The 23,929-nt window shown below is 64.0% G+C and carries 23 protein-coding genes; 9 read left to right on the top strand and 14 right to left on the bottom strand.

Annotated features, from left to right (window positions below; translation table 11 throughout):
- Positions 1 to 21: 21 nt before the first annotated feature.
- A complete protein-coding gene (locus tag G8767_RS14375; protein WP_095969846.1) occupies positions 22 to 909 on the bottom strand; it encodes a TIGR01777 family oxidoreductase in 888 nt (295 codons plus the stop codon).
- 120 nt (positions 910 to 1,029) lie between these two features.
- Complete coding sequence (sucB, locus tag G8767_RS14370; protein ID WP_166810525.1) at positions 1,030 to 2,772, bottom strand: 2-oxoglutarate dehydrogenase, E2 component, dihydrolipoamide succinyltransferase; 1,743 nt, start codon at positions 2,770 to 2,772, stop codon at positions 1,030 to 1,032.
- 364 nt (positions 2,773 to 3,136) lie between these two features.
- Between sucB and G8767_RS14365 the strand changes: the two genes are divergently transcribed.
- Complete coding sequence (locus G8767_RS14365; protein WP_003941713.1) at positions 3,137 to 3,487, top strand: hypothetical protein; 351 nt, start codon at positions 3,137 to 3,139, stop codon at positions 3,485 to 3,487.
- Positions 3,488 to 3,542: 55 nt separating this feature from the next.
- On the opposite strand, the gene G8767_RS14360 is transcribed toward G8767_RS14365, so the two are convergent.
- Positions 3,543 to 5,060, bottom strand: coding sequence for a leucyl aminopeptidase (locus G8767_RS14360; RefSeq protein ID WP_095969848.1), 1,518 nt, complete (start codon positions 5,058 to 5,060; stop codon positions 3,543 to 3,545).
- A 158-nt stretch (positions 5,061 to 5,218) separates the two neighbouring features.
- Between G8767_RS14360 and gcvT the strand changes: the two genes are divergently transcribed.
- Complete coding sequence (gene gcvT / locus G8767_RS14355) at positions 5,219 to 6,319, top strand: glycine cleavage system aminomethyltransferase GcvT (RefSeq protein WP_095969849.1); 1,101 nt, start codon at positions 5,219 to 5,221, stop codon at positions 6,317 to 6,319.
- A 32-nt stretch (positions 6,320 to 6,351) separates the two neighbouring features.
- Positions 6,352 to 7,455, top strand: a complete 1,104-nt coding sequence (locus G8767_RS14350) for a branched-chain amino acid aminotransferase (protein ID WP_166810524.1) — start codon at positions 6,352 to 6,354, stop codon at positions 7,453 to 7,455.
- On the opposite strand, the gene G8767_RS14345 is transcribed toward G8767_RS14350, so the two are convergent.
- The 6 genes from G8767_RS14345 to G8767_RS14320 form a co-directional block, all read right to left on the bottom strand.
- Positions 7,449 to 8,270 carry a dienelactone hydrolase family protein gene (locus G8767_RS14345; protein WP_166810523.1) on the bottom strand — a complete coding sequence of 274 codons (822 nt, stop codon included), beginning with the start codon at positions 8,268 to 8,270 and terminating at the stop codon, positions 7,449 to 7,451. The genes G8767_RS14350 and G8767_RS14345 overlap by 7 nt on opposite strands.
- Positions 8,271 to 8,396: 126 nt before the next feature.
- Positions 8,397 to 9,371 (bottom strand): helix-turn-helix domain-containing protein, encoded by a 975-nt coding sequence (locus tag G8767_RS14340; RefSeq protein ID WP_166810522.1) that lies wholly within the window; start codon positions 9,369 to 9,371, stop codon positions 8,397 to 8,399.
- Between the two features lie 9 nt (positions 9,372 to 9,380).
- Positions 9,381 to 10,148, bottom strand: a complete 768-nt coding sequence (locus tag G8767_RS14335) for an adenosylcobinamide-GDP ribazoletransferase (protein WP_080656754.1) — start codon at positions 10,146 to 10,148, stop codon at positions 9,381 to 9,383.
- Between the two features lie 2 nt (positions 10,149 to 10,150).
- Complete coding sequence (cobT, locus tag G8767_RS14330) at positions 10,151 to 11,299, bottom strand: nicotinate-nucleotide--dimethylbenzimidazole phosphoribosyltransferase (protein WP_166810521.1); 1,149 nt, start codon at positions 11,297 to 11,299, stop codon at positions 10,151 to 10,153.
- Positions 11,296 to 11,883: a bifunctional adenosylcobinamide kinase/adenosylcobinamide-phosphate guanylyltransferase gene (locus G8767_RS14325; protein WP_166810520.1), complete on the bottom strand. Its 588-nt coding sequence runs from the start codon at positions 11,881 to 11,883 to the stop codon at positions 11,296 to 11,298. The genes cobT and G8767_RS14325 overlap by 4 nt, the downstream gene beginning before the upstream one ends.
- Before the next feature lie 2 nt (positions 11,884 to 11,885).
- The gene (locus G8767_RS14320) at positions 11,886 to 12,542 is read right to left on the bottom strand and encodes a DUF3043 domain-containing protein (RefSeq protein WP_007730051.1); all 657 of its coding nucleotides are present in this window, start codon (positions 12,540 to 12,542) and stop codon (positions 11,886 to 11,888) included.
- A 134-nt stretch (positions 12,543 to 12,676) separates the two neighbouring features.
- On the opposite strand from G8767_RS14320, the gene G8767_RS14315 reads away from it, so the two are divergent.
- From G8767_RS14315 to G8767_RS14305, 3 genes are all read left to right on the top strand, one after another.
- Positions 12,677 to 13,744 (top strand): glycerate kinase, encoded by a 1,068-nt coding sequence (locus G8767_RS14315; RefSeq protein ID WP_166810519.1) that lies wholly within the window; start codon positions 12,677 to 12,679, stop codon positions 13,742 to 13,744.
- A gap of 149 nt (positions 13,745 to 13,893) precedes the next feature.
- Positions 13,894 to 14,244 (top strand): iron-sulfur cluster assembly accessory protein, encoded by a 351-nt coding sequence (locus G8767_RS14310; RefSeq protein WP_007730053.1) that lies wholly within the window; start codon positions 13,894 to 13,896, stop codon positions 14,242 to 14,244.
- A 196-nt stretch (positions 14,245 to 14,440) separates the two neighbouring features.
- Positions 14,441 to 15,418 (top strand): carbohydrate kinase family protein, encoded by a 978-nt coding sequence (locus G8767_RS14305; protein WP_095969856.1) that lies wholly within the window; start codon positions 14,441 to 14,443, stop codon positions 15,416 to 15,418.
- Positions 15,419 to 15,481: 63 nt separating this feature from the next.
- On the opposite strand, the gene asnB is transcribed toward G8767_RS14305, so the two are convergent.
- Positions 15,482 to 17,407 carry an asparagine synthase (glutamine-hydrolyzing) gene (gene asnB / locus G8767_RS14300; RefSeq protein ID WP_019748911.1) on the bottom strand — a complete coding sequence of 642 codons (1,926 nt, stop codon included), beginning with the start codon at positions 17,405 to 17,407 and terminating at the stop codon, positions 15,482 to 15,484.
- A gap of 319 nt (positions 17,408 to 17,726) precedes the next feature.
- Here asnB and G8767_RS14295 point away from each other — a divergent pair, with 319 nt between their 5' ends.
- Together G8767_RS14295 and G8767_RS14290 are read left to right on the top strand one after the other, a co-directional pair.
- Entirely contained in the window at positions 17,727 to 18,791 is a 1,065-nt protein-coding gene (locus G8767_RS14295; RefSeq protein ID WP_007730054.1) for a cytochrome c oxidase subunit II, read from the top strand.
- A 39-nt stretch (positions 18,792 to 18,830) separates the two neighbouring features.
- Positions 18,831 to 19,247: a cytochrome c oxidase subunit 4 gene (locus tag G8767_RS14290; RefSeq protein ID WP_003941723.1), complete on the top strand. Its 417-nt coding sequence runs from the start codon at positions 18,831 to 18,833 to the stop codon at positions 19,245 to 19,247.
- A 102-nt stretch (positions 19,248 to 19,349) separates the two neighbouring features.
- Here the strand turns inward: G8767_RS14290 and G8767_RS14285 are convergent, their stop codons facing one another.
- Positions 19,350 to 19,739, bottom strand: a complete 390-nt coding sequence (locus G8767_RS14285) for a DUF3224 domain-containing protein (protein WP_166810518.1) — start codon at positions 19,737 to 19,739, stop codon at positions 19,350 to 19,352.
- A gap of 66 nt (positions 19,740 to 19,805) precedes the next feature.
- Between G8767_RS14285 and G8767_RS14280 the strand changes: the two genes are divergently transcribed.
- Positions 19,806 to 20,102: an antibiotic biosynthesis monooxygenase gene (locus G8767_RS14280; RefSeq protein WP_166810517.1), complete on the top strand. Its 297-nt coding sequence runs from the start codon at positions 19,806 to 19,808 to the stop codon at positions 20,100 to 20,102.
- Between the two features lie 149 nt (positions 20,103 to 20,251).
- Here the strand turns inward: G8767_RS14280 and G8767_RS14275 are convergent, their stop codons facing one another.
- The 3 genes from G8767_RS14275 to G8767_RS14265 are packed head-to-tail and all read right to left on the bottom strand — an operon-like array spanning position 20,252 to position 23,906.
- Complete coding sequence (locus G8767_RS14275; protein WP_007730057.1) at positions 20,252 to 21,856, bottom strand: cytochrome bc complex cytochrome b subunit; 1,605 nt, start codon at positions 21,854 to 21,856, stop codon at positions 20,252 to 20,254.
- A gap of 59 nt (positions 21,857 to 21,915) precedes the next feature.
- Entirely contained in the window at positions 21,916 to 23,058 is a 1,143-nt protein-coding gene (locus G8767_RS14270; RefSeq protein ID WP_007730058.1) for a ubiquinol-cytochrome c reductase iron-sulfur subunit, read from the bottom strand.
- Positions 23,055 to 23,906 (bottom strand): cytochrome c, encoded by an 852-nt coding sequence (locus G8767_RS14265; protein ID WP_003941682.1) that lies wholly within the window; start codon positions 23,904 to 23,906, stop codon positions 23,055 to 23,057. Before G8767_RS14265 ends, G8767_RS14270 begins: the two co-directional genes overlap by 4 nt.
- Between the last annotated feature and the right edge of the window lie 23 nt (positions 23,907 to 23,929).

Here is a 23,929-nt window from a genome sequence, read left to right as displayed (position 1 = left end):
AGATTACGCCCGACTTCGGAATCATCCGAGTGCGGCCGCCAGCGCTTCGCCGATCGTGTTGTGGCGGAAGGAGAATCCCGCCTTTTCCAAAGCCGCGGGAATGGCTCGCTGGCCACCGAGGATGCCGCTCTTGGCGAATTCTCCGATCAACGCTTCGAGAGCGAACCCGGGAACGATCCAGGGAGCCGGTCGGTGGACCGCACGGGACATGGCGTCATTGAACTGGGCGTTGGTGACAGGGGCCGGACCAGTCAGGTTGACGGGACCGGAGAGTTCGGAATTCGTGAGCGCGAACTTGATCGCGTCGCACTCGTCCTCGAGTGAGATCCACGGAAAGTACTGGCGACCGTTGCCCAGTCGTCCGCCGAGACCGAACGAATAGATGCGTCGAAGCCGACCGAGCATGCCGCCGTGGGGTGAAATCACGACGCCCGAGCGCAGATTGACCACGCGGGCTCCCGCCTTGCGCGCGGGCTCGGTGGCAAGTTCCCAATCGCGACACGTCGTGGCGAGGAAGTCGGTACCTGCCGGCGAATCCTCGTCGACGATGTTGTCGCCGGTGTCGCCGTAATAGCCGACGGCGCTTGCGTTGGCGAGTACGGGAACCTTCTGACTTGCGACAGCTTCGGCCAGGACATCGGTCGCGACGATGCGGCTGTCACGAATCGCTTGCTTGTAGGAACCCGACCACCGTTTGTCGCCGATGCCGACGCCGCAGAGGTTCACGACGGCGTCAGCGCCTTGCAAGACGGAGAGGTCCAGACGGTCGTGGTCCGGGTCCCAACGCGATTCGTCGGGGCCGGCGGTCGACCGTCGCACCAGACGTACTACGTCGTGGTTGTCGGAGCGCAACGATGACACCAAGGCCGTTCCGATCAAACCGGACGAGCCGGCGATGACTACTCGCATTCGGAAAGCCTCCTTCGATTCAGCCTGCTTCGATATCCGAACGTATATATCCGACCGTACTGAAAAAGCCGGGGCGCCACCTCCTGATGGAGATGACGCCCCGGCCGGCCGAGCAGATGCTTACAAGCCCAGATCAGCTTCGAACGAGGCTTCTTCCAACCGCTGCTTCACAGTGGTGAGGAATCGGCCCGCGTCGGCACCGTCGACGAGACGGTGATCGTAGGTGAGCGGCAAGTAGATCATCGAGCGAACGCCGATGGACTCGTTGCCGTTCTCGTCGGTGACCACCATCGGACGCTTGACAATAGCGCCGGTTCCGAGCATGGCCGCCTGCGGCGGTACCAGGATCGGGGTGTCGAACAGCGCGCCCTGGCTGCCGATGTTGGTGATGGTGAACGTTCCACCCGAGAGCTCGTCCGGCTTCAGGCCACCCGAGCGTGCACGCTTCGCGATGTCGGCTATGGCGCGGGCCAAGCCGGCAAGGCCGAGATCGCCGGCGTTGTGGATGACGGGGGAGAGCAAGCCCTGATCGGTGTCCACCGCGATGCCGAGGTGCTCAGCGTCGTAGTAGGTGATCTGCTTGGCAGCCTCGTCGTAGCTGGCGTTGATGTTCGGGTGCGACTTCAGCGCCTCGACGACTGCCTTGGCGAAGAACGGAAGGAACGTCAGGTTGACGCCTTCGCGCTCGATGAAGCCGGCCTTGGCGCGGGCCCGCAGGGCGACGATCTTGGTGACGTCCACCTCGAAGGTCTGCGTGAGCTGAGCGGTGTTCTGCAGCGACTCACGTGTCTTGGTGGCCGTGATCTGCCGAATGCGGTTGGCCTTCTGCGTGGTTCCGCGCAGGTGTGCCAGTTCCGGTCGGACGCCTGCGGCTGCGGTGGCGGCCGGTGCGGCCGCGGGTGCTGCAGCAGCAGGAGCAGCGGCGGCGGGAGCCTTCTTGGCCTCCGCAGCGGCGAGCACGTCCTGCTTGCGGATGCGGCCGCCGACGCCGGTGCCGGTGACGGTCGCGAGGTCGACGCCGTTGTCCGTCGCGAGCTTGCGCACGAGCGGGGTGACGTACGGGCTGCTGTCGCCGGAAGCTGCGGGGGCAGCCGCCGGTGCGGGAGCTGCAGCAGGCTTCGGAGCGGGTGCAGCCGGTGCGGCAGCAGGCTTGGGTGCTTCGGCCTTCGGTGCTTCGGCCTTGGGTGCTTCAGCCTTGGGCGCCGGCGGTGCGGCCGGTGCAGCCTTGGGTGCCGGAGCCGCGGCGGGTGCGCCGGATCCGACGACGGCCAGCTGGCCACCGATCTCGACGGTGTCGTCTTCCTGCGCATTGATCTCGAGCAGGATTCCGGCGACGGGAGACGGAATCTCGGTGTCGACCTTGTCGGTCGAGACTTCGAGCAGCGCCTCGTCGACGGCAACTTCGTCGCCGACGGCCTTGAGCCAGCGGGTGACGGTGCCTTCGGTGACGGACTCGCCGAGGGCGGGCATCGTCACGGCGGTGCCTTCAGCGGAACCACCGGAAGCAGCGGGTGCCTCGGCAGCGGGAGCTTCTTCGGCGGGTGCCTCGGCAGCCGGGGCTTCCTCGGCGGGAGCTTCTTCTGCGGCGGGAGCGGGTGCTTCTGCATCGGGTGCTGCGGCTTCGCCGGCTTCACCGATCTGGGCGAGCTCGCCACCGATTTCCACGGTGTCGTCTTCCTGCGCGACGATCTTGGTCAGGACGCCGGCGACGGGAGACGGAATCTCGGTGTCGACCTTGTCCGTGGAGACTTCGAGCAAGGGTTCGTCGACTTCGACCGTGTCTCCTTCCTGCTTGAGCCACCGTGTGACAGTTCCCTCGGTGACGCTCTCACCTAGGGCTGGCATCTGGACGGAGAAGGCCATGTCTTTTGACTCCTCGACAGTTGTGTTCGGGTTGTTGAATTTTGTCGACTTGTGGTCGTAATGCATTGTGCTCGAGTGGCGCGCGACGTGCGGCTACTTGTAGCTATTTTGCCGATGTCGACGCGCGGGCGCGGCGTCACCGTCGTTCATCTTTCCATTGATACGCCGGGCGTGTCCGATGAGGGGGATGCCGTCCGTTTCGGGTGTGTCGGCTACTGGCGAGTAGGTATGCGTCGGGGGTCCGACTGTAACGTCGTAAGCGGACCAAACGGTATGTCGTGCGCAGGCACAACGGACATCGCCTGGCAAACTTGACATATCGCCGGGGTGCATCCGCGGCGTCGGTACCGAGGAGGGTACGACCGTGGGACTGTTCGATCGTTTCAAGCGTCCGCCGAGTGCGGCTCAGGCCGCAGCGCAGAGTGATGCGGATCATCTGGCGAATTGGGCGCACTCGCACGAAGGCGTAGAGGCGTACGTGGAACCTCAGACGACGGTGACCGAGGTGACCGTCGTGCTCGTAGCGAAGGACGGGGAGTGGACTCGTCGCCGAGTCGGCGGCGAGCGCGGTGCCCGCAAATTGGGACAGGACTTGAAGATCCCGGTCTACGACGTCCGCAAAACGGGATATCCGCAGCGTATGCGCGATCACGACGAGCGTAAGCGCATCGAGCGCAAGCGTGCTCGCGAGCAGGAATTGCGCGACGGTGCCTGAACTGCTGTGCGCCTTTATTAACCGCGGGGGGTTGATAAAGGCGCACAGCAGGTGGTCAGCCGTTGACCGCGATGTCCTCCAGGACCGAGATCATCGTGCGAACGGGAACGCCGGTACCGCCCTTGCCGGTGTAACCCCACGGCCCTGACGTGTTGTACGCCGGACCTGCGACGTCGATGTGCGCCCACTGGACACCCTCGGGAACGAATTCCTTGAGGTAGTGAGCTGCGACCAGCATGCCGCCCCAGCGGTGCGGGGTGACGTTGGCCATGTCGGCGACCTTGGAGTCGAGATCTCCGCGCAGTTCTTCGGGCAGGGGCATGGCCCAGCCGTTCTCGCCGACGCTCTGCGAGATGGAGGCGACACGGTCACGGAACTCGTCCGTGCCCATGACGCCGGGGGTGCGGTTGCCGAGCGCGACCATCTGCGCACCGGTCAGGGTGGCGGTGTCGATCATGTAGTCGGGGTTGTCCTCACCCGCGCGAACCATCGCGTCGGCAAGAATCAAACGGCCCTCGGCGTCGGTGTTGACGACCTCGATGGTGATTCCGCCGTACTGGGTCAACACGTCGCCGGGACGCTGCGCGGTCGCGGACGGCATGTTCTCGGCCATCGGAACGTATGCGACGACGTTGACGGGCAGGCCGAGCTTGGCTGCAAGCACGACGGTGGAGATGACGGCTGCGGCGCCGCCCATGTCCGAAGTCATGTTCTCCATACCTGCGGCAGGCTTGATGGAGATTCCGCCGGTGTCGAAGGTGATGCCCTTACCCACCAGCGCGACCTTGCGGGCGCCACGCTTCTTCGACGCGTATTCGAGGCGGACGAGACGAGGCTGGCGTGACGAGCCCTTGCCGACGCCGATGATTCCGCCGTAGCCACCCTTCTCGAGTGCCTTCTCGTCGAGAACCTGGACGGTGAGCCCGGCCTCGACGCCCAGTGCCTTCGCGCGCGCGGCGAACTCGGCGGGGTAGAGGTGGCTCGGGGGAGTGTTGACGAACTCGCGTGCGGTGGCGACGGCTTCGGCGATGGCAGCCGACCGTGCCAGCGTTGCCTTGGTCTCCTTCGTGCGCGGCGATGGCACCAGAAGTTCGACGCGGGCGAGTGGCTGCGAATCAGGGCCGGGAGCCGTCATCGAGGACTTGAATTCGGTGAAGCTGTACGCGCCCAACGCAAATCCCTCGGCAGCGGCACCGAGGTCGAGGATCGAGAGCGTGGTTGCGACGGTGTCGATGCCGGACAGCGAGCGAGCTGCAGCGCCGGCGGACTTGCGGATCTGTTCACTGCCGAGCCTGTCGGCGGAGCCGAGTCCGACGGCGAGGACGCTGGTGACCGACAGCGCGCTCGGTGCCGGGACGCGAGTGAGCTGCTCGGGCTTGCCGGTGGCGCCGACGGCGATGAGGCTGTCGAGGATCTCGGCAAGCACGTCCTCGTCGACGATGCCTTCGCTGAGTGCGATTTCGGGGCCGTCCGGACCCGACGTCAGGCCGACGACCAATATCTCTGCGCGCTTGGCGACTGTGCCGGCGAGAACGAGGTCGGGTCCCAACGATCGGGCTGTGCGAGTGCTCAAGGTGTCTCCTGTGAGGTGAGTGTGCGATGCGTCCGGTTCTGGCGGATGCCTGAGTCGATGTTAGGCCCTTTGCAGTTTGCGGACGGGCGATCGTCTCGGCCGGGTGAGCTCTCGCTGCGGACATGTTTCGATCGGCGAAGTCCGATAGGTTGTGGGCCATGACCGACGAACAACTGTTGCAGGGCCCGATCCACCCCGTCCACGTCGAACTCGGTGCGACGTTCGCGCCGTTCGGGGGTTGGCAGATGCCGGTTTCCTACGCCGGCGTCGTGGCCGAACACACCTCTGTGCGTGAGAATGTCGGACTCTTCGACGTCAGTCACCTCGGCAAGGCCGTCGTGCGTGGCGCGGGCGCCGCAGAATTCGTGAACTCCGCACTGACCAACGATCTGAACAAGATCGGGCCGGGCAAGGCTCAGTACACGTTGTGCTGCAACGAGTCCGGTGGCGTCATCGACGACCTCATCGCGTACTACGTCAGCGACGACGAGATCTTCCTCGTCCCGAATGCTGCCAATACCGCGGACGTCGTTGCGGCGCTGGTCGCTGTGGCACCGGACGGAATCACCGTCGAGGATCAGCATCGTGCCTACGGTGTGCTGGCTGTTCAGGGTCCGAAATCGGTGGCTGTTCTGACGGCGCTGGGACTTCCCACCGAGATCGAGTACATGGCGTACGAAGATGCGGAATGGAACGGCGTGCCCGTGCGTGTGTGCCGCAGCGGTTACACCGGTGAGGTCGGCTACGAACTCCTGCCGCGGTGGGAGGACAGCGAGCCGTTGTTCCGCGCGCTTCTCGAGGCAGTGCGCGCCGAGGGTGGGCAGGCCGCCGGACTTGGCGCCCGTGACACTCTTCGTACCGAGATGGGTTATCCGCTGCACGGGCATGAGCTTTCGCTCGAGATTTCTCCGCTCGAAGCGCGCTGCGGATGGGCGATCGGTTGGAAGAAGCCGACATTCTGGGGCAAAGAGACCTTGACCGACGAGAAGGCCGCCGGCCCGGCTCGCAAACTCTGGGGGATCAAGGCTCTCGATCGCGGTGTGCTGCGGGCCGGCCTCGGTGTTCTGCGTGACGGCGAGGCAATCGGCGAGACCACCTCTGGAACGTTTTCACCGTCCCTCAAAGTGGGAATTGCGTTGGCGCTCCTGGATTCCGGAGCCAATGTCGCGGCCGGTGACGAGATCGAAGTCGACGTCCGTGGTCGCGCTCTTCGGTGCGTCGTGGTCTCTCCTCCGTTCGTGGAGACCAACACCAAGTAGAGAGCTTTTTCACGTTCGATAGGATTGCGCCCATGACAGGTGCCGCCGATTTCGTTCGTGTTCAGAGCTCGTCCCCGAAGTCCGACGCCGAGCGCCGTGACATTTTGGCGGCGCCCGGCTTCGGGCGGCACTTCACCGACCACATGGTCTCGATCGACTACACCGCGGGCGAGGGCTGGCACGACGCCCAGGTGTTGCCGTACGGAAACATCGAGCTCGATCCGGCCGCAATGGTTTTGCACTACGGACAGGCCATCTTCGAGGGCCTCAAGGCATACCGCCAGCCGGGTGGCGAGATCAGCTCGTTCCGCGTCGAGGCCAACGCCGAGCGTTTCGCAGCATCTGCGCGCCGTCTCGCCATGCCCGAACTGCCGGCGCAGATGTTCATCGATTCCATCACCGAACTGATCGACGTCGATCTCGACTGGGTTCCCGCTGCCGGCGGCGAGGACGCGCTCTACCTCCGTCCGTTCATGTTCTCCACCGAAGCCGGACTCGGCGTCCGTCCCGCCGACGAGTACCGCTACCTGCTGATCGCCTCGCCCGCCGGGGCGTACTTCCCGCGTGGGGTGAAGCCGGTCAGTGTGTGGCTGTCCACCGAATACGTTCGCGCGGCCCCCGGCGGGACCGGCGCAGCCAAGTTCGCAGGCAACTACGCCGCTTCGCTCCTCGCCCAGGCGCAAGCTGCCGACGAGGGTTGCGACCAGGTGGTCTGGCTCGACGCCATCGAGCGCACGTACGTCGAGGAAATGGGTGGAATGAACCTGTTCTTCGTCTTCGGTTCCGGTCCCGACGCTCGCCTCGTAACGCCGTCGCTGTCCGGTTCGTTGCTGCCCGGCATCACGCGCAACTCGCTGCTCGCCCTCGCTGCCGATTCCGGCTTTGCCGTCGAAGAGCGCAAGATCAGCACCGACGAATGGCGGACCAAGTGCAAGAGCGGAGAAATCACCGAGGTCTTCGCTTGTGGCACAGCAGCAGTCATCACCCCCGTCGGACGCGTCAAGTCCGCCGAGGGTGAGTTCACCATCGCCGACGGCGAGCCGGGTGAAGTGACGATGGCACTGCGCGACACCCTCACGGGTATTCAGCGCGGCACCTTCGCCGACACTCACGGCTGGATGACCAAGCTTCACTGATCGCTGGTTCGTTCCGCGAGCAATCGCTCGCGGAAGAACAGCAGAATCTCGTCTCGAGCGACGGTGGTGGGCGACCCTGCCTCGTCGACGAGATGAGCCGTCACCACGCTGTGTGGATTGGCGATGACGTGTTCGAAGAACGGTGACGTTGTCGCGTTGGCCGCTTCGTCGGGGAGTGCCGTCCCGACGAAGCGCTCGCCCAAGGCCTTCGAGTAGGCCGCGAATCGTTGTGCGCGGCAGAACGGGTCACCTTGAAAGCGGTATGCCAGCACCGTGAGGTCTTCGGCCTCGAGTCTGGAGCGCACGGCTTCGAGTTCTTCTGGCCCGCTGTCGGTTTCGTCCGGTCGATCGAGCGGTAACGACGGTTGGGCGAGAACCGGTGCAACGACCGAAGGTTCTAGCATCATCGACAACGCGAAGTTACCGGTGAAGCACATCCCGATCACTCCGACGCCAGGGCCTCCGCATTCCACATGGGCCGAAGCGGCGAGTGAACGCAGCCAACGGACCGCCGGGCTCGGTTCGTCGGCAGCGAGGGCGCGAAACTCCGCACTGACGCAGGCCCTCTTGAATACCGTCAGACCCTCGTCCACTGTGGGGACTGCTCCGTCGCGGCCGAACAGTGACGGAACAAAGACAGTGAAGCCGGCGTCGCGCACCCAGCGGGCGAATCGTGCAATATGCGGGCTGATGCCCGGCATTTCCGGCATGACAATTACCGCGGGACCGGTGCCCGCCACGTACACGGACTTCGTCACTGCGTCGATGGTGATCGTTCGACGGTCGAAGTCGTCGAGCGGATCGTCTCTGGTCATGCTCCGGTTCGGCACGGTGAGCCCTCTCGGTAGTCGAAACAATTCCTCTGCACAGTCTTTCGGCGAGGGATCAACTACAGAAGAGGGCGGTTCGCCACGTTTTCGGGCGGGCTCGCCACGTAGGGCCTATCCGGCGCCGCCGTTGCGGAATCGCTTTCGGTAGTCGGCCGGGCTCATGCCGACGCGGTCGGTGAACAGGCGACGGAAGGTTCCAGGATCCTGATAGCCGATGTGTCCCAGGATCTTTCCGAGAGGCAAGTCGGTCGATTCCAACAACCGTTTCGCTTTTCGGATCCGTGCACGCCGCAGGTAGCTGCGCGGCGACTCCCCGGCCTCGTCCTTGAACTTCCGAAGCATTGTTCGGGTGCTGAGGTGAAAAGCATCCGACAGCAGATCCAGGTCGTAGGGCTCCGCGATCCGTTCGACCAGCCAGCTTCCGACGTCGTCGGCGAACTGTGTGTGTTCGACGGGCAGTATCGAGTCGACGATGTACGGAGATTGACTGGTTCGGTTTTCCGGCGCCAGAGTAATTCTTGCGGTCGTTCGCGCAATCGTGTCGCCGAGATGCTCGCGCACGAGTGCCGTTGCGAGGTCGAGCGCGGCAGTGAACGCCGCAGTGGTGGTGACGCCGTCGTCATGGACGATCAGTGACTCGGTTCGAACCGTCGCACCGGGGTACCGACTCGCGAGGTCGGTACCGTACAGCCACGACGTCGTACATCGGCGTCCGTCGAGCAGTCCGGCCTCGCCCAGTAGATACGCGCCGACGCAGACCGACGACACCCGAACGCCGCGAGCCTCGCTGGCACGGATGAACTCGATTTCTCTGTCCCACAGGGACAAACGCGTCGCGGGGTCTTCGGACGGTACGAGCTCGAACCCTGGCACCACCAGGTGATCGAAGTCGTGATGCCACTCCTGTGCGCCGATCGAAAATCCGCCTGCCGCAACGACGGACGTGCCGGACGCCGAGATGACCGATACCGCGAAGGGGTCGGTGGATGCTCCATCAGCGACGCGATTGGCGATCAGGAGAAGGTCGGTGAGAACGAAGATCTCGGCCGCCAGGCAACCTTCGTACGCAAGGACTCCGACTCGCACGACGTCGGATCACAGTCCGAGAGTGAGGCCGACGGCCGTCAGCGTCACCGTGAGTTCGAGCGCGAATCCGAGAACATCTCCGTTGAGTCCGCCGAATCTGCGGACGCAGTGACGCACGCACAGCACACTGACCAGCAGCGCCGACGCGGTCACGAGAGGGCCGAGCCACCACCGGTCGGTGGCAAAGGCAGAAGCGGCGATCAGCGGAACCGACCATACGATTGCGGCCCACAGCGGTTGCGAATCGGCGACGAGCGCACCGAATCCGCTCGGGCTCGATGCGAGAATGCCTCGGCGGCAGGCGAACACGACGGCCACACGACCCGCGGCGACAGATACGAGCACCGCGATCCACTGCGTGGGGGAGTCGGCAACAGCGAGGACGCCGAAGGAGACCGATTGCAGCCCGAGGAAGATGAACAGTGCCGCGACCCCGAACGGTCCGGCACCGCCGCTGTGCATGACTTCGCGGGCGCGCTCCGGGGGACCGTAACAACCCAGTCCGTCGACGGAGTCTGCCAGTCCGTCCACGTGCATCCCGCGGGTGCCGAGAGCGAGCGCACCTACTGTCAGCAAGCCTGCGAGATAGGGATTCAGGCCGATACTGGTTGTGCCCCAGAGGACGAACGCCGCGGCAATGCCGAGAGCGATTCCGGTGAGCGGAGCTGCCGCGATGGCGCGACGACCGGCCGTGCGATCGATGTCGGAGGGGCCGCGAACCGGAAGAACCGTCAGCCACGAGAATGCGAGCGGCACTCCGGACAGCGGGCCCGCCACGCTCACTCCGCCGTATCGGTCTTGGTCAGGTCGATCGACTCGGATTCGTCGGCGGGTGCGCTGCCCTGAGTGCTGACACCGGCTTCGGAGAATGTCGCCATCTTGCTCAGGATTGCCACGGCGCCCTGAAGAATCGGGAGCGCAGTCACTGCACCTGAACCTTCGCCGAGTCGCATGTCGAACTCGACGATCGGGTCGAGACCCATTCGCGTCAATGCGATGGTGTGTGCGGGTTCGGTGGAGCGATGCCCGGCGACCCACCATTCACGTGCGCCGAAAGCCAACTCGTCGGCGACCATGGCGGCTGCGGTGACGACTACACCGTCGAGGATCACCGGTGTACGACGCGAAGCTGCCTGGGCCAGGAAGCCGGCCATTGCAGCGAGGTCGGCACCCGAAGACGTGCGCAGCAGCGCGACTGTGTCGCGAACGTGCGGACGGGCGCGCCGGAGAGCGTCGCGAATTGCGGCGGTCTTGCGGATCCACCCGGCGTCGTCGATACCGGTACCTCGACCCACGACCGCGACAGGTTCGCTGTCCGTGAGGGCGGCGATGAGTACGGTGGCGGGCGTCGTGTTGCCGATGCCCATGTCGCCGGCGATGAGAAGATCTGCGCCCCCGTCGATTTCCTCGTCCGCGATCGCTCGGCCGGCGGCGATGGCCTTCAGTGTTTCCTCGTTCGACATGGCGTCTTCGCGGTCGATGGACCCGGAAGATCTGCGTACCTTGTGGCTCGAGACGGACGGATCGGTATCGCCGTCCACTGCGATGTCGACGACGCGAACAGTGGCACCGGCAACCTCGGCGAGGACGTTGACTGCCGCGCCGCCTCCGAGGAAGTTCGCGACCATCTGTGCGGTCACTTCCGGGGGATAGGCGGAGACACCGTTGCGGGCGATTCCGTGATCGCCGGCGAAGACGACGACGCGAGGCCGGGTGAAAGCATGTGGGGGACAAACACCTTGGCAGGCTGATGCCCAACCGGCGAGAGCCTCCAATCGGCCCAACGAGCCGGCCGGCTTGGTCAGATCACGTTGTCGTGCGTCGGCCTGCGCGCGCACGTCACGGTCGGGTGGGGTGACGGGTTCGAAGTCGGCGCTACTGACCGGAGCGACGTCAGGGTTGGCATCTGGACTGGCCTCGGTACTCACATCGCGCCTTCCGGTTGTGCAGCAGTATCTTTCAAGATGAGCGGTAACCCTGCAACCACTAGTACGACACGATCGCACACCGCGGCGATACGAGCGTTGAGGGTGCCGATCTCGTCGCGGAACAATCGTCCCGACCGAGTCTCGGGGATGACGGCCAAACCCACTTCGGGGCTGACCAGCACCAGGGGACCGCGGTAGTTCTCGACGCTGGCGACAAGGCTGTCCGCCGCGGGAGTGATGGTGCCGCGCGGTGCGTCCCAGGCGCTCTGACGATCGAATTCCGTGGTCAGCCACGTTCCCAGATCGTCGACCAACGTCGCTGTGTGTGGATCGCTTTCGAGTTGCGCCGCGAGGTCACCTGCGTCTGCGGTTTCGACCGTCGACCAATGAGAAGGCCGTCTGTTGCGGTGCTGGTCGATCCGGCTTTCCCAGTCTGCGTCGGAGACATCGCGTCTGGCTGTCGCCAGGTACCGGATCGGCACCGAACGCTCGGGTATTTGGCCTGCACAAACCAAATCCTCGGCGTGCGCGGACTTACCAGACCGCGCGCCGCCGAGGACCAAAGTTCTATACGTGTTCGTCACGCTCAGATTGCGTCGCCCGGCCCCACACGAGGCTTCGGTGCGCGCAGCTTACGGATCTGCGACGCGCGAACGAACGCGTACCAGCCGAGCTTGAATCCGCCGTCGGTGCTGTCGGGGAAGCGCTCGGCGACGCGGTTGTTGATCATGCGACCGAGCCAGATGCCTTCACCGACCATGAAGAGCATCATCACGAGCATTGCCAGCGTGACGATCTGCTGGAGCGCGGGCGTGACGAACATCGTCATGATGAGGATCAACGCGAGCGGCATGAACAGCCCGACGAGGTTGCGGCGAGCGTCGATGAAATCACGGACGTAGGCGCGAACCGGCCCCTTGTCGCGGGGGAGCAGGTACTTGTCCTCGCCGGCGAGCATGCGGGCGCGGCGGTCTGCCGACGAAGCGCGACGCTCGGCGGCTTCGGCCTTGCGGTCCTCCTTGGAGCCGCGGGTCGCCTTGCGGCGGGCGCGGGCTTCCTTCGCGGTCAGCGGGGCAGGAGCAACGGGGCCACGCCTCTTCGCCTCGGCGTCGCGACGCTTGGGTGTAGGGCGGCCCTTGCCCACCTGCTCGATGGGCGCCTCTTCGGAGGCCGAGGATGCCTCAGTGCCCTCGACGTCACGTTTGTCGGAGTTGTCTGAGTCACCGCGGCGTAGCAATTTCACACCTCCAGGCTATTGGATAAGTGCATGGTCTGGGAAACCGACCTCGGTCTTTCTGAAAAACTCGATCGCCCGAGACGTTGAAACGCGCGAGATCGTGAAACATCGGGGTCATTCGGGACTCTTAGACTTCGGTTATGCGGGTAATAGTTGCTCCGGATTCATTCGGCGAAACCCTGACTGCCGTCGCGGCGGCCGAGTCCATTACTGCCGGTTGGCGGCGCGGTCGACCCGGCGACGACGTCGTCACCGCGCCACAATCCGACGGCGGACCGGGATTCGTCGACGTGTTGGCAACAGCCGGAGGGGCCGTCCGGTCCGCGCGGGTGTCCGGACCGTTGACCTCGCGCGTCGACGCGCAGTGGCTGTTCGATTCGGGCACGGCGTACATCGAGTCCGCTCAGTCCGTCGGGCTCGGTCTACTCGAAGGACCGCCGACGCGCGAGAGTGCGCTCGCCGCGCACAGTCGCGGTGTCGGAGAACTGATCGCGCTCGCCCTCGATGCCGGCGTGAGGACGATTGTGGTCGGACTCGGCGGGAGTTGCTGCACGGACGGGGGACGTGGACTGGTGGAGGCGTTGGGCGGCTTGGAGGCGGCGACGGCGGCCACGGAGGGCGTTCGGTTGGTCGCAGCCACCGACGTCGAGCACGTTCTTCTCGGCGAGCATGGTGCGGCAGCGGTGTTCGGCCCGCAAAAAGGTGCCGACGCCGCGACTGTTGCCGTTCTCGAAGCGCGGAATGCGACGTGGGCCGAGCAATTGGAGTCCGTCACCGGACAGCGAGTGTCGGAATTTCCGGGTGCCGGCGCCGCGGGTGGTATCGGTGCTGCGTTGTTCGCGCTCGGTGCACAGCGGCGACCCGGGGCCGACGTCGTCGCCGAGCGCACCGGGCAGGCCGCGCTATTGGCATCGGCTGACCTGGTGATCACTGGTGAAGGTAAGTTCGACCACCAATCTTTGCGAGGCAAACTCGTCAGTGCGCTCGCGTCGGCCGGGGCGGCGCATAGCGTTCCGACACTCGTCTTTGCCGGTCAGGTGACGCTCGACGAGACGGACTATGGGTCGACCTCGATAGCCGCGGCGAAATCGGTGACGGAGTTCGCCGGGTCGGTGGACCGTGCGATGAAGGAAGCGTCGGCGTGTCTCGAGGGACTCGCCGAACACACGGCACGCGAGTGGAACATCTGGCGCGGCGGCCCGAGCTGAGGATCCACGAGCGTCGACGCGCCGTTGCCGTGTCGGGAAGACCGGATAGGATGAAGACGAATCGCACCCGGTAAGGACTGGCGGGAATAAGTCGGCAGCGGCGTACCGTTGAAGCGTTCACGGGTTGGTACGAACATTAGGGAGAGCCCATGACTGTGCAGAACGAGACCGCCACCCACGGCGTCAAGATGACCGAGGCCGCATCCGCCAAGGCGAAGGCCCTCTTCGATCAGGAGGGGCGCGACGACCTTGCGCTGCGTATCGCAGTGCAGCCCGGCGGCTGTGCCGGACTGAAGTACCAGCTGTTCTTCGACGACCGCACTCTCGACGGTGACCTCACCGTCGACTTCAACGGCGTCAACCTGGTTGTCGACCGGATGAGCGCGCCGTACGTCGAAGGTGCGTCCATCGACTTCCTCGACACCATCGAGCAGCAGGGCTTCTCGATCGACAACCCCAATGCAACAGGCTCTTGTGCCTGCGGTGACTCGTTCAACTGAGTCCGTCGATCACAACTCAATTCACGAACAACTGACGCGGAACCGACATTCGGTTTCGCGTCAGTTGTTTGTGGTGACTCGTACGTAGACCGTTCCGAACTGACGGCTCGGACGCCGAAGACGGCGCTACGGGCGGTAACGTGAACTTTTGCTCCTCTTTCATTCTTGTACTCACTTCGCTGAAAGGCCACGATCCGTGACTATTGCGGTAACCGGTTCCATCGCCACCGACCACTTGATGCGCTTTCCCGGCCGCTTCGCCGATCAGCTCCTCGCCGATCAGCTCGCCCACATTTCTCTGAGTTTCCTGGTGGACGACCTCGTGATTCGCCGCGGTGGCGTCGGCGGCAACATCGCCTACGCCATGGGCGTGCTCGGTGGATCGCCGCTGCTCGTCGGCGCGGTCGGTGCGGACTTCGCCGAATACCGCACGTGGCTCGAGGACAACGGCGTCGACTGCAGTGCCGTCCGCATTTCGGACAAGGCGCACACCGCGCGTTTCGTGTGCACCACCGACGAGGACATGGCGCAGATCGCGTCGTTCTACCCCGGTGCGATGAGCGAGGCCCGCGAGATCGAACTCGCTGCGGTGTCCAAGACCGCGGGTGCGCTCGATCTCGTACTGGTCGGCGCCAACGACCCCGAGGCCATGGTTCGCCATACCGACGAATGCCGCGCGCTCGGGATTCCGTTCGCAGCGGATCCGTCGCAGCAGCTTGCCCGCTTGTCCGGTGACGAGGCCAAGGCGCTCATCCACGGCGCGAAGTACCTGTTCACCAACGAGTACGAGTGGGGTCTGCTTCAGCAGAAGACGGGTCTGAGCGAAGAAGAGATCCGCGCGCAGGTCGGTATTCGGGTCACCACCCTCGGCTCCAAGGGTGTGGAAATTGTTGATGCCGAAGGCAATTGGGTGCGCGTCGACGTAGTGCCCGAGACCGGCAAGGTTGATCCGACGGGCGTCGGCGACGGCTTCCGTGCCGGCTTCCTGCTCGCCCACGGTGCCGGCCTGAGCTTCGAGCGAGCCGCACAACTGGGATCTCTGGTTGCTGTATTGGTCCTCGAGACCGTCGGAACCCAGGAGTGGGTGTTCAACCGCGACGAGGCGCTCAAGCGTCTCACGGAGGCGTACGGCAGCGCGGCGGCGGACGAGATCGCGACGATCCTGCCGAAGTAGCGCTCCGCCCCGTGAGTGGTTGAGGAGTCCGGAGACTCCCTAACCGCTCACGGGGCCGAAGGCCTAGATGTTGACCGGGTACACCGGTTCCTGGATCTGCGGCACGATGCGCTTCTCCACGAAGATTCCGTGCCAGACCATGAAAGTCAGGACGGTCCACAGGCGTCGGCTGTGGTCGGACACGCCCTCTCGGTGATCGTTGAGCATCTTCACCACGGCCTGCTTGTCGAAGATGTGGTCGGTTCCCGACTCCTCGATCTGCAGATGTGCCCAGTCGAAGAGCTCGGTGCCGCGCAGCCAGTGGCGAAGCGGAACCGGGAATCCGAGCTTGGCGCGGTGCAGAACATGGTGCGGCACAATGCCTTCCAAGGCCTGACGCAGCGCGTACTTGGTCGTGTCCTTCGTGATCTTCTGATCGAGCGGTACGCGTGACGCGACGTCGAAGACCTCGGGATCGAGGAACGGCACACGCAGCTCCAGCGAGTTGGCCATCGTCATCTTGTCGGCCTTGACGAGGATGTCGCCTCGCAGCCACGTGAACAGGTCGAGATGCTGCATCCGGGCAACCGGATCCCAGTCCCGGGACTGCGCGTAGATCGGCGCGGTGACGTCCTGGTGAGTCCACTCCGGACGGAAATCGCGCAGGACGGCGCGGAGCTGAGCGTCGTTGAAGCTACGAGCGTTGCCGTAGTAGCGCTCCTCGAGGGTCAACGAACCGCGGTTGAGCAGACTCTTGCCGCGGGTGCCGTCCGGGATGCGTTCGGACAACTTGCCCGCAGCCCGACGCAATCCCTTGGGAAGGTACTCGAACGGCTTGAGCGACAACGGCTCACGGTAGATCGTGTAACCGCCGAACAGCTCGTCGGCGCCCTCGCCGGACAGCACGACCTTGACGTGCTTGCGTGCTTCCTTCGCGATGAACCACAGCGGAATCAATGCCGGATCGGCCACCGGGTCGTCGAGGTACCAGACGATCTCGGGAATGGCAGCGGCGAACTCGGCGGGGGAGACCACCTTGACGACGTGCTTCGCGCCGATCGCTGCGGCGGATTCTGCCGCGACGTCGACCTCGGAATAGCCCTCACGTTCGAAACCGGTCGTGAAGGTGATCAGGTTTGGGTTGTGGCGCATCGCCAATGCCGCGATCGCGGTGGAGTCGATACCGCCGGAGAGGAACGAGCCGACGGTGACGTCGGCGCGCATGTGCTTGGCGACCGAATCCTCGAGTGCTTCGGCGATTTCCTGGTAGCGCGCCTTCTCAGTGCCCGGTGCAAAAGGCTTGGCCGGGAACTTCGGTGTGAAGTACCGCGTGAACGTGGGCTCCTCGCCCGGACGCACCCGAGCGAAGCTGCCCGACTCCAGGCGTCGGATCTCCTTGTGCAGTGTTTCCGGCTCCGGTACGTACTGCAGAACGGTGTAGTGCTCGATGGCTCGCGGATCCAGCTCGGTGCCGATGCCGATCAGATCGGTGAGTTCGAGAAGGCTCTTCTTCTCACTGCCGAACGCGGTGCCGCCCGCTCCGGTCGCAATGAAGAGTGGCTTGATACCGAACGGATCGCGTGCGATGAACAGCTCGCGTGTGTCGGTGTCCCAGATCGCGAACGCGAACATTCCGCGCAGGCGCCGGACCGCATCCTCACCCCAGTAGTGGAATGCTGCGACGATGGCCTCGGAGTCGCCCTCGGTGAAGAACTTGGCGTCGTGGTCCTTGACCAGTTCGGCACGGATCTCCAAGTAGTTGTAGATCTCGCCGTTGAACGTGAGCGCATAACGCTCCGGGTTCTCCGGCGGGCCCCAACGCAGCGGCTGGTGGGAATGAGCGATGTCGATGATCGCCAGGCGGTTGAACCCGAAGACGAGGTGGTCGTCATTCCACGTCCCGTGTTCGTCCGGCCCGCGGTGACGAAGGCAATGCATCGCCTGGTCGACCCGCGAGACGGCGTCCTCGCTGGTTCCGCCAGATGTCAGTAGCCCGAGCAGTCCACACACAGCGTCCGGTTCCTCGATTCAGAATTTTTGTACAGAAGGCTCCCGGACACGAGTGTCGGGGAGAGGTCAACGAACTCTTGTCGAAAGTATGCCGCAGATCGACGTCCCTGCCGATCGCGGCGGAACGAATCGACGTGATGTGCGTCGCCGAAACGACCTGAGCCGTTCCTGAGCAGCACCTGAGAGAGCTGTGTGACGTCCGCCGCGACACGGGCGAGGACCCGAGGATGGATAGCGCCCGGCTTTGGTCTACGCTGCGTAGTAATTGGGCCTTCCCTCCGGGCATGCCCTAGTTGAATTTTGTGGCGATCAGGAAGGCGTGAACGTGGCGCAAGGTCGGATCCTTCGGCGAGCGGGGCTGGCAGTATCTCTGGGCATTGCTGCCTTGCTGCTGTCGGGTTGCTCCATCGACAACGAAGTGCTTCGTTTCGGGTGGCCTTCGGGCATCACCCCGGAGGCGACGCGCATGCGTGAGCTGTGGACGTGGTCGGTTGTAGCCGCCCTCGTCATGGGTGTGCTGGTGTGGGGGCTGGTCTTCTGGGCCGTCATCTTCCACCGTAAGAAGAAGGACTCGCCGGAATTCCCGCGCCAGACGGCATACAACGTGCCGCTCGAACTCGGTTACACGGCAGTTCCCTTCGTCATCATCGCGGTTCTCTTCTACTTCACCGTCATCGTTCAGAACCATGTTCTGGACAAGACGGACAATCCTGACGTCGTCGTAGACGTCACGGCCTTCCAGTGGAACTGGAAGTTCGGCTACCGCTCCATCGAGTTCGGTGACGGCTCCGCCAAGTACAACGGAATCGACGTCGAGGCCGAAGAGGCTGCCAAGACCGAGGGCTCCACTGTCAACGATCACGGCGAAGAAGTTCCCGGCCCGATCCACGGCAACAGCACCGAGGACCTGAGCTACCTGCACTACGACAAGATCGAGACCGTCGGCTCCAGCCAGGAGATCCCGATCCTCGTTCTGCCCACCGGCAAGCGGATCCAGTTCGAACTCGCTTCCTCGGACGTCATCCACGCTTTCTGGGTGCCTGAGTTCCTGTTCAAGCGCGACGTTCTCCCGAACCCCAAGGAGAACCACTCGGACAACATCTTCCAGATCAGTGAGATCGAGAAGGAAGGCGCGTTCGTCGGGCGTTGTGCAGAAATGTGTGGCACGTTCCACGCGATGATGAACTTCGAGGTTCGTGCGGTTTCGCCCGAGGACTTCGCCAAGTACATCGAACTGCGCAAGGGTGACGCGGAGGGCAAGGGTGGTCTGACGACCGCTGAGGCTCTGCAGGCAATCGGTCAGTCGCCGGTGGCTACGTCGACCACGCCGTTCAACACCGACCGCGAGTACCGTCAGGCAACCGTCGCCACTGCAGGCAACTGAGCCGGCCAGCCTCTTCACTGAACAAGGACAAGTGCTGATATGAAGATCGAAGCCAAGCTCTTCGAGATCCTGACGATGTTCTTCATTCTCGTCGCGATCATCTACGGAGTGTTCACCGCTCTGTCACGCACAGGTATCGAGTGGGCCGGACTGACGGCCATCGTCCTGTCTGCAGGTCTGACGCTCATCGTGGGTACCTACTTCCGCTTCGTCGCTCGTCGTCTGGACACCCGTCCCGAGGACTACGACGACGCTGAAATCTCGGATGGTGCAGGAGAACTGGGCTTCTTCAGCCCCGGTAGCTTCTGGCCGATCCTGCTTGCTGCCGCCGCTGCACTCGCAGCAGTGTCGCTGGCCTACTTCCAGCCGTGGCTCATCGCAGTCGCAGTTGTCTGTGTGCTGGCCGCCGCTGCAGGCCTGGTGTTCGAGTACTACACCGGACCCGAGAAGCACTAGTTTCACCCGCACTCGAACAGAGGCGCCGCACCCACCCGGGTACGGCGCCTCTGTTGTCGTATATGAGAGTTTCGGTGGTACGAGGGTGCGATCGACAACCGCTCAATGGTGGAGCACGTATTCGAGGTCGTAGCGATGCAGCCCGTCGACGATCTCGAGCTCGAGAGTGCCCGAGATACCCTTCAGCTCACCGGTTCCGGACCCCGGCACGATCTCGTACAGAAGCTTCTGCGTTCCGTCGATCATCTGACCGAACTGCTGCAGTGCGAACGATCCCACAGCTTCGTCGACCTGCCCGGTGACTACCTCCAGGGCGACGTAGCCGGCTTCACCGCTGCTCGGATCGCCGGCGGACAGCATGAGGCCGGTCGATGTACCTTCGATGCCGCCGATGAACGTCTTGTCGAACTCGAAGCGCCCGACGCGCCCGGAGAGCTCAGTATCGGCAGGTCGAAGATCGACCTCGAAGGTGCCGCGTGCATGAGATGTCATGGTCCGAGTATCTCACCAGCCGGCAAGGCTTCGAGGGGACTCGAGAGAACGTGCAACACTCCGTAGATGATCCTCGAACATGCCGTCCTGCAGGTCGATCCGTCGCAGTCAGCGCAATTCGAGGCCGCGTTCGACGTGGCCCGAACCATCATCGCCGAGGTTCCCGGATTCATCAGGCTGCGGCTCTCGCACTGTCTGGAAGCGCCGGAGCGGTATCTCCTGCTCGTCGAGTGGAGCGACCTGGAATCGCACACTGTCGGGTTCCGTCAGTCCGCGGGCTACCAGCGGTGGCGAGAACTCCTCCATCACTTCTACGAGCCGTTCCCGACAGTGGAGCACTATTCGCCGGTGCTCGAAGCCTAGAAGGGTGAAAATCCCGCTGCTGCCGGGACTCAGACGTCGCGGCGGGGGAGTGGTGACCCACTGGGGGTCGTCCATACCGAATTGCTCAGAGAACGAGTGAGGCCCCGAACCGGATTCCGGTTCGGGGCCTCACTGGTCAGCTGTCGTTCCTAGTGGAGTTCTCCACTGGAACCATCGGACTTGCCGTTGGTTCGGTTCTGGTAGTCCAGAAGGATCTGAAGCTGCTCGTGCTCAGCTTCGTGATGAGCGGCTTCGAGAGCCTCGCTCTCCTCGACTGGGTCAGCGGTGATCAGGCTACCGCTGCCGGGCTTGCCGGCGAGGCCGAGCTTGTTCATCTTCTTCGGGACGGCAGCACCCTGGTACTCGAGCGGGATCGGGTGTCCGTGCTCGTCGACGGGGCCGAGCGGCTGGTGGATCTCGATGTACTGGCCGTTCGGCATCCGCTTGATGATGCCGGTCTCGATGCCGTGCTCGAGGACTGCACGGTCACTGCGCTGCAGGCCGATGCAGAACCGGTACGTCACGAAGTACGCGATGGGCGGAAGGATGACCATGCCGATTCGGCCGATCCACGTCATTGCGTTCAGCGAGATGTGCAGGTGGTACGCGATGATGTCGTTGATGCAGGAGATCGTGAGCACCAGGTAGAACGCGATGGACATCGCACCGATAGCGGTACGGACCGGCACGTCGCGCGGGCGCTGCAGGATGTTGTGGTGAGCGTCGTCTCCGGTGAGACGCTTCTCGATCCACGGGTACGCGATCAACAGTGCGAAGACGAGACCCATGATCAGGGCGACGGCGAACACTGCGGGGATCGTGTAGCGGTTGAACAGGTAGATCTCCCACGCCGGCCACAGTCGAGCGAGGCCGTCCGTCCACATCATGTAGATATCGGGCTGGGAACCAGCCGAGACCTGAGACGGGTTGTACGGACCGATGTTCCACACGGGGTTGATCTGGAACAGACCACCGAGCAGTGCGAGCACGCCGAAGGTCATGGCGAAGAACGCGCCACCCTTCATTGCGAAGACCGGGAGGATGCGGACGCCTACGACGTTCTGTTCCGTACGGCCGGGGCCGGGGAACTGCGTGTGCTTCTGGTACCAGACCAACGCGAGGTGGCCGGCGATCAGGGCCAGGATGATGCCCGGGAACAGCAGCACGTGAGCGACGTAGAGGCGCGGAATGATGAGGTCGCCGGGGAAGTCGCCGTCGAAGATCAGCCAGTGCATCCAGGTACCGACGATCGGGATACTCATCGTGATACCACCGAAGGCGGCGCGAAGGCCGGTGCCCGAGAGCAGGTCGTCGGGGATGGTGTAGCCGAAGAAGCCTTCGAACATCGCCAGGATGAGCAGCAGGCAGCCGATGACCCAGTTCGCTTCACGCGGGCGACGGAATGCGCCGGTGAAGAAGATGCGAGCGAGGTGAACGATGATCGACGCCGCGAACATCAGTGCAGCCCAGTGGTGAATCTGGCGAACGAAGAGACCGCCGCGCACCTCGAAGGAGATGTTCAGGGTCGTCTCGTAGGCGCGAGACATCGTGACACCGCGAAGCGGCTGGTACGCGCCCTGGTAGACGACGTGTGCCATCGACGGATCGAAGAACAGCGTCAGGAACACACCGGAGATCAGCAGGATCACGAAGCTGTAGAGCGCGATCTCGCCGAGCATGAAGGACCAGTGCGTCGGGAAGACCTTGTTGATCTGCCGGCGCATGCCTGCAGCGAGGTGGTAGCGGGAGTCCATAGCCTCCGCTTGTCCAGCCGCTGCCGCGCTGATCTTGGACGGTTTGGTTGTTGTTGTGGTCACGGTCGACGCTCCCAAAATGCCGGGCCGAGTGCTTCGATGAAGTCACCGTCGGCGACCAGGAAGCCCTCTTCGTTCACTGTAATAGGCAACTGCGGAAGTGCGCGAGCAGCGGGACCGAAGATCGGCTTGCCGTAGGTCAGTGCGTCGAACTGCGACTGGTGGCAGGGGCACAGAATACGGTTGCTCTGCTGTTCGTAGAGCGAGGTGGGGCAACCCAGGTGGGTGCAGATCTTCGAGTACGCGAAGTAGTCGCCGTAGTTGAAGCTTTCCTGGCCCTTGCGCTTGGTGACACGTGCGGTGTCTTCCGTGCGGAGGCGGATGAGCATCACCGAGTTACGAATGCCGCGCAGTGCTGCGAGCAGAGCATGCTCGTCGCCACGGTCGGACTCGCGGAACGGGAAGACCGTTTCCATCGAACCGGCATCGAGATCTTCCGGGCGAACGAGGACGATGTCCTCGGGACGGCCGGTGTCACGACGCAGGTAGATGGTCTCGCCCGGGTAGTTCGGGGTCCAGCCGGACACCCACAGTGGTGAGTCGTCGCCCTTGGCCCACGGGTTCTTGATGAGTCCGCCGAGAGGCATGACCATCATGACGCCGAGTGCGCCGCCACCGAACATCAAGCTGCGCTTGATGGCCTTGCGGCGGGGGAGGGTGGACGTCTCGAGGGTGTCGCCGAGTTCGGCGACGATCGTGCGACGATCGACCTCGGTGGAACCACCGTCGTGGCGGTCCTGGATCGAGACCTCTTCGGGGATGAACTTCTTGGTGAACTGAACGGCACCGATGCCGACGCCGAGGATCGCCAGACCCATGGTCAAGCCGATCAGCGGGGTGTACAGGCTGTACTTGCCGTAGTTCTCGTCACCGGCGCCTGCGTACTCCCAGGGCCAGAACAGGTAGATCGCGATGAACGCGATCGCCGAAACGCCGGCGAGGCCGAACCAGAAGGCGACGTTGCGCTCGGCGCGCTTTTCCGCCCTGGTGCCCTTTACCGACCAACGATCACGGCGGTAGACGACGTCGACGCCATCGAGATTGGTACCCAGCTTGACCAGGTCGTCGCGTGACATCGCGTCGAGCTCTTCATCTGTGTACTTCTTAGGCGTATCGCCGCCATGCTGGCCAGCGTCGCTCATGACCTTGCTCCGATCCACAATGCTGCACCGACGACAGCGATGATTCCGACGGCCCACATGGCGAGACCCTCAGAGGCCGGACCGAGGCCACCGAGCCCGTACCCACCGGGGTCCTTCGACTCGCCCGACGACTTGACGTAGGCGATGATGTCCTTCTTCTCCTCGATCGTCAGCTGACGATCCGAGAACTTCGGCATGTTCTGGGGGCCGGTAACCATGGCAGCGTAGATCTGCTGCTCGCTGGCCGGATCCAGGACCGGGGCGTACTTGCCCGAGGACAGTGCGCCACCGCGGCCGGTGAAGTTGTGGCACGACGCGCAGTTGAGCCGGAAGAGCTCACTGCCGCGTCCGACGTCGCCACCGCGCAGCGAGGACTGGGCGATTTCGCCGTTCTCGTCGCGGATGAGCGTCGGGCCGCCGCCGTTGGCCTGGATGAAAGCGCCGAGGGCGTCGGTCTGCGCAGCATCGAACTTGGGGTCCTTGCGTGCAGCCTGGGCCTCGTTGCGAGCTGCGGGCATACGACCAGAGGAGACCTGGAAGTACACGGCTGCTTCGCCGACGCCGATGAGGCTGGGACCGCGGTCCTGCACGCCCTGCAAGTTCGCGCCGTGGCACGTGATGCATGACGTGTCGTACAGCTGCTTGCCTTCACGAATCAGGGCTGCTGAATCGTCACTGGCGGTCGCAACCTGCGGAGCTGGTGTCAACGCCGAAGCGAGGAAACCTGCGCTGATCAATCCCATCATCAATACGAGCGCGCCAGTGACGCGCCGGCGGATTTTCCGCTGGCGACGCGACTTCGCGGCATTCGCTGAGTTATCGGATGCGGGAGGGGGGGATGAACTCATCTGTATCCCTTTGGTATGTCGGG

Origin of the sequence: Rhodococcus sp. IC4_135 (assembly GCF_011602025.1) — a bacterium.
Classification (GTDB): Bacteria; Actinomycetota; Actinomycetes; order Mycobacteriales; family Mycobacteriaceae; genus Rhodococcus_F; species Rhodococcus_F baikonurensis.
This window is presented reverse-complemented; position numbering and strand designations above follow the sequence as displayed.

Excerpts from the sequence above, each read along its gene's own strand:
- G8767_RS14375 (WP_095969846.1), bottom strand. The coding sequence starts at position 909 with ATGCGAGTAGTCATCGCCGGCTCGTCCGGTTTGATCGGAACGGCCTTG.
- sucB (WP_166810525.1), bottom strand. The coding sequence starts at position 2,772 with ATGGCCTTCTCCGTCCAGATGCCAGCCCTAGGTGAGAGCGTCACCGAG.
- gcvT (WP_095969849.1), top strand. The coding sequence starts at position 5,219 with ATGACCGACGAACAACTGTTGCAGGGCCCGATCCACCCCGTCCACGTC.
- G8767_RS14350 (WP_166810524.1), top strand. The coding sequence starts at position 6,352 with ATGACAGGTGCCGCCGATTTCGTTCGTGTTCAGAGCTCGTCCCCGAAG.
- G8767_RS14345 (WP_166810523.1), bottom strand. The coding sequence starts at position 8,270 with ATGACCAGAGACGATCCGCTCGACGACTTCGACCGTCGAACGATCACC.
- G8767_RS14315 (WP_166810519.1), top strand. The coding sequence starts at position 12,677 with ATGCGGGTAATAGTTGCTCCGGATTCATTCGGCGAAACCCTGACTGCC.
- G8767_RS14310 (WP_007730053.1), top strand. The coding sequence starts at position 13,894 with ATGACTGTGCAGAACGAGACCGCCACCCACGGCGTCAAGATGACCGAG.
- G8767_RS14290 (WP_003941723.1), top strand. The coding sequence starts at position 18,831 with ATGAAGATCGAAGCCAAGCTCTTCGAGATCCTGACGATGTTCTTCATT.
- G8767_RS14285 (WP_166810518.1), bottom strand. The coding sequence starts at position 19,739 with ATGACATCTCATGCACGCGGCACCTTCGAGGTCGATCTTCGACCTGCC.
- G8767_RS14280 (WP_166810517.1), top strand. The coding sequence starts at position 19,806 with ATGATCCTCGAACATGCCGTCCTGCAGGTCGATCCGTCGCAGTCAGCG.
- G8767_RS14275 (WP_007730057.1), bottom strand. The coding sequence starts at position 21,856 with ATGGACTCCCGCTACCACCTCGCTGCAGGCATGCGCCGGCAGATCAAC.
- G8767_RS14270 (WP_007730058.1), bottom strand. The coding sequence starts at position 23,058 with ATGAGCGACGCTGGCCAGCATGGCGGCGATACGCCTAAGAAGTACACA.
- G8767_RS14265 (WP_003941682.1), bottom strand. The coding sequence starts at position 23,906 with ATGAGTTCATCCCCCCCTCCCGCATCCGATAACTCAGCGAATGCCGCG.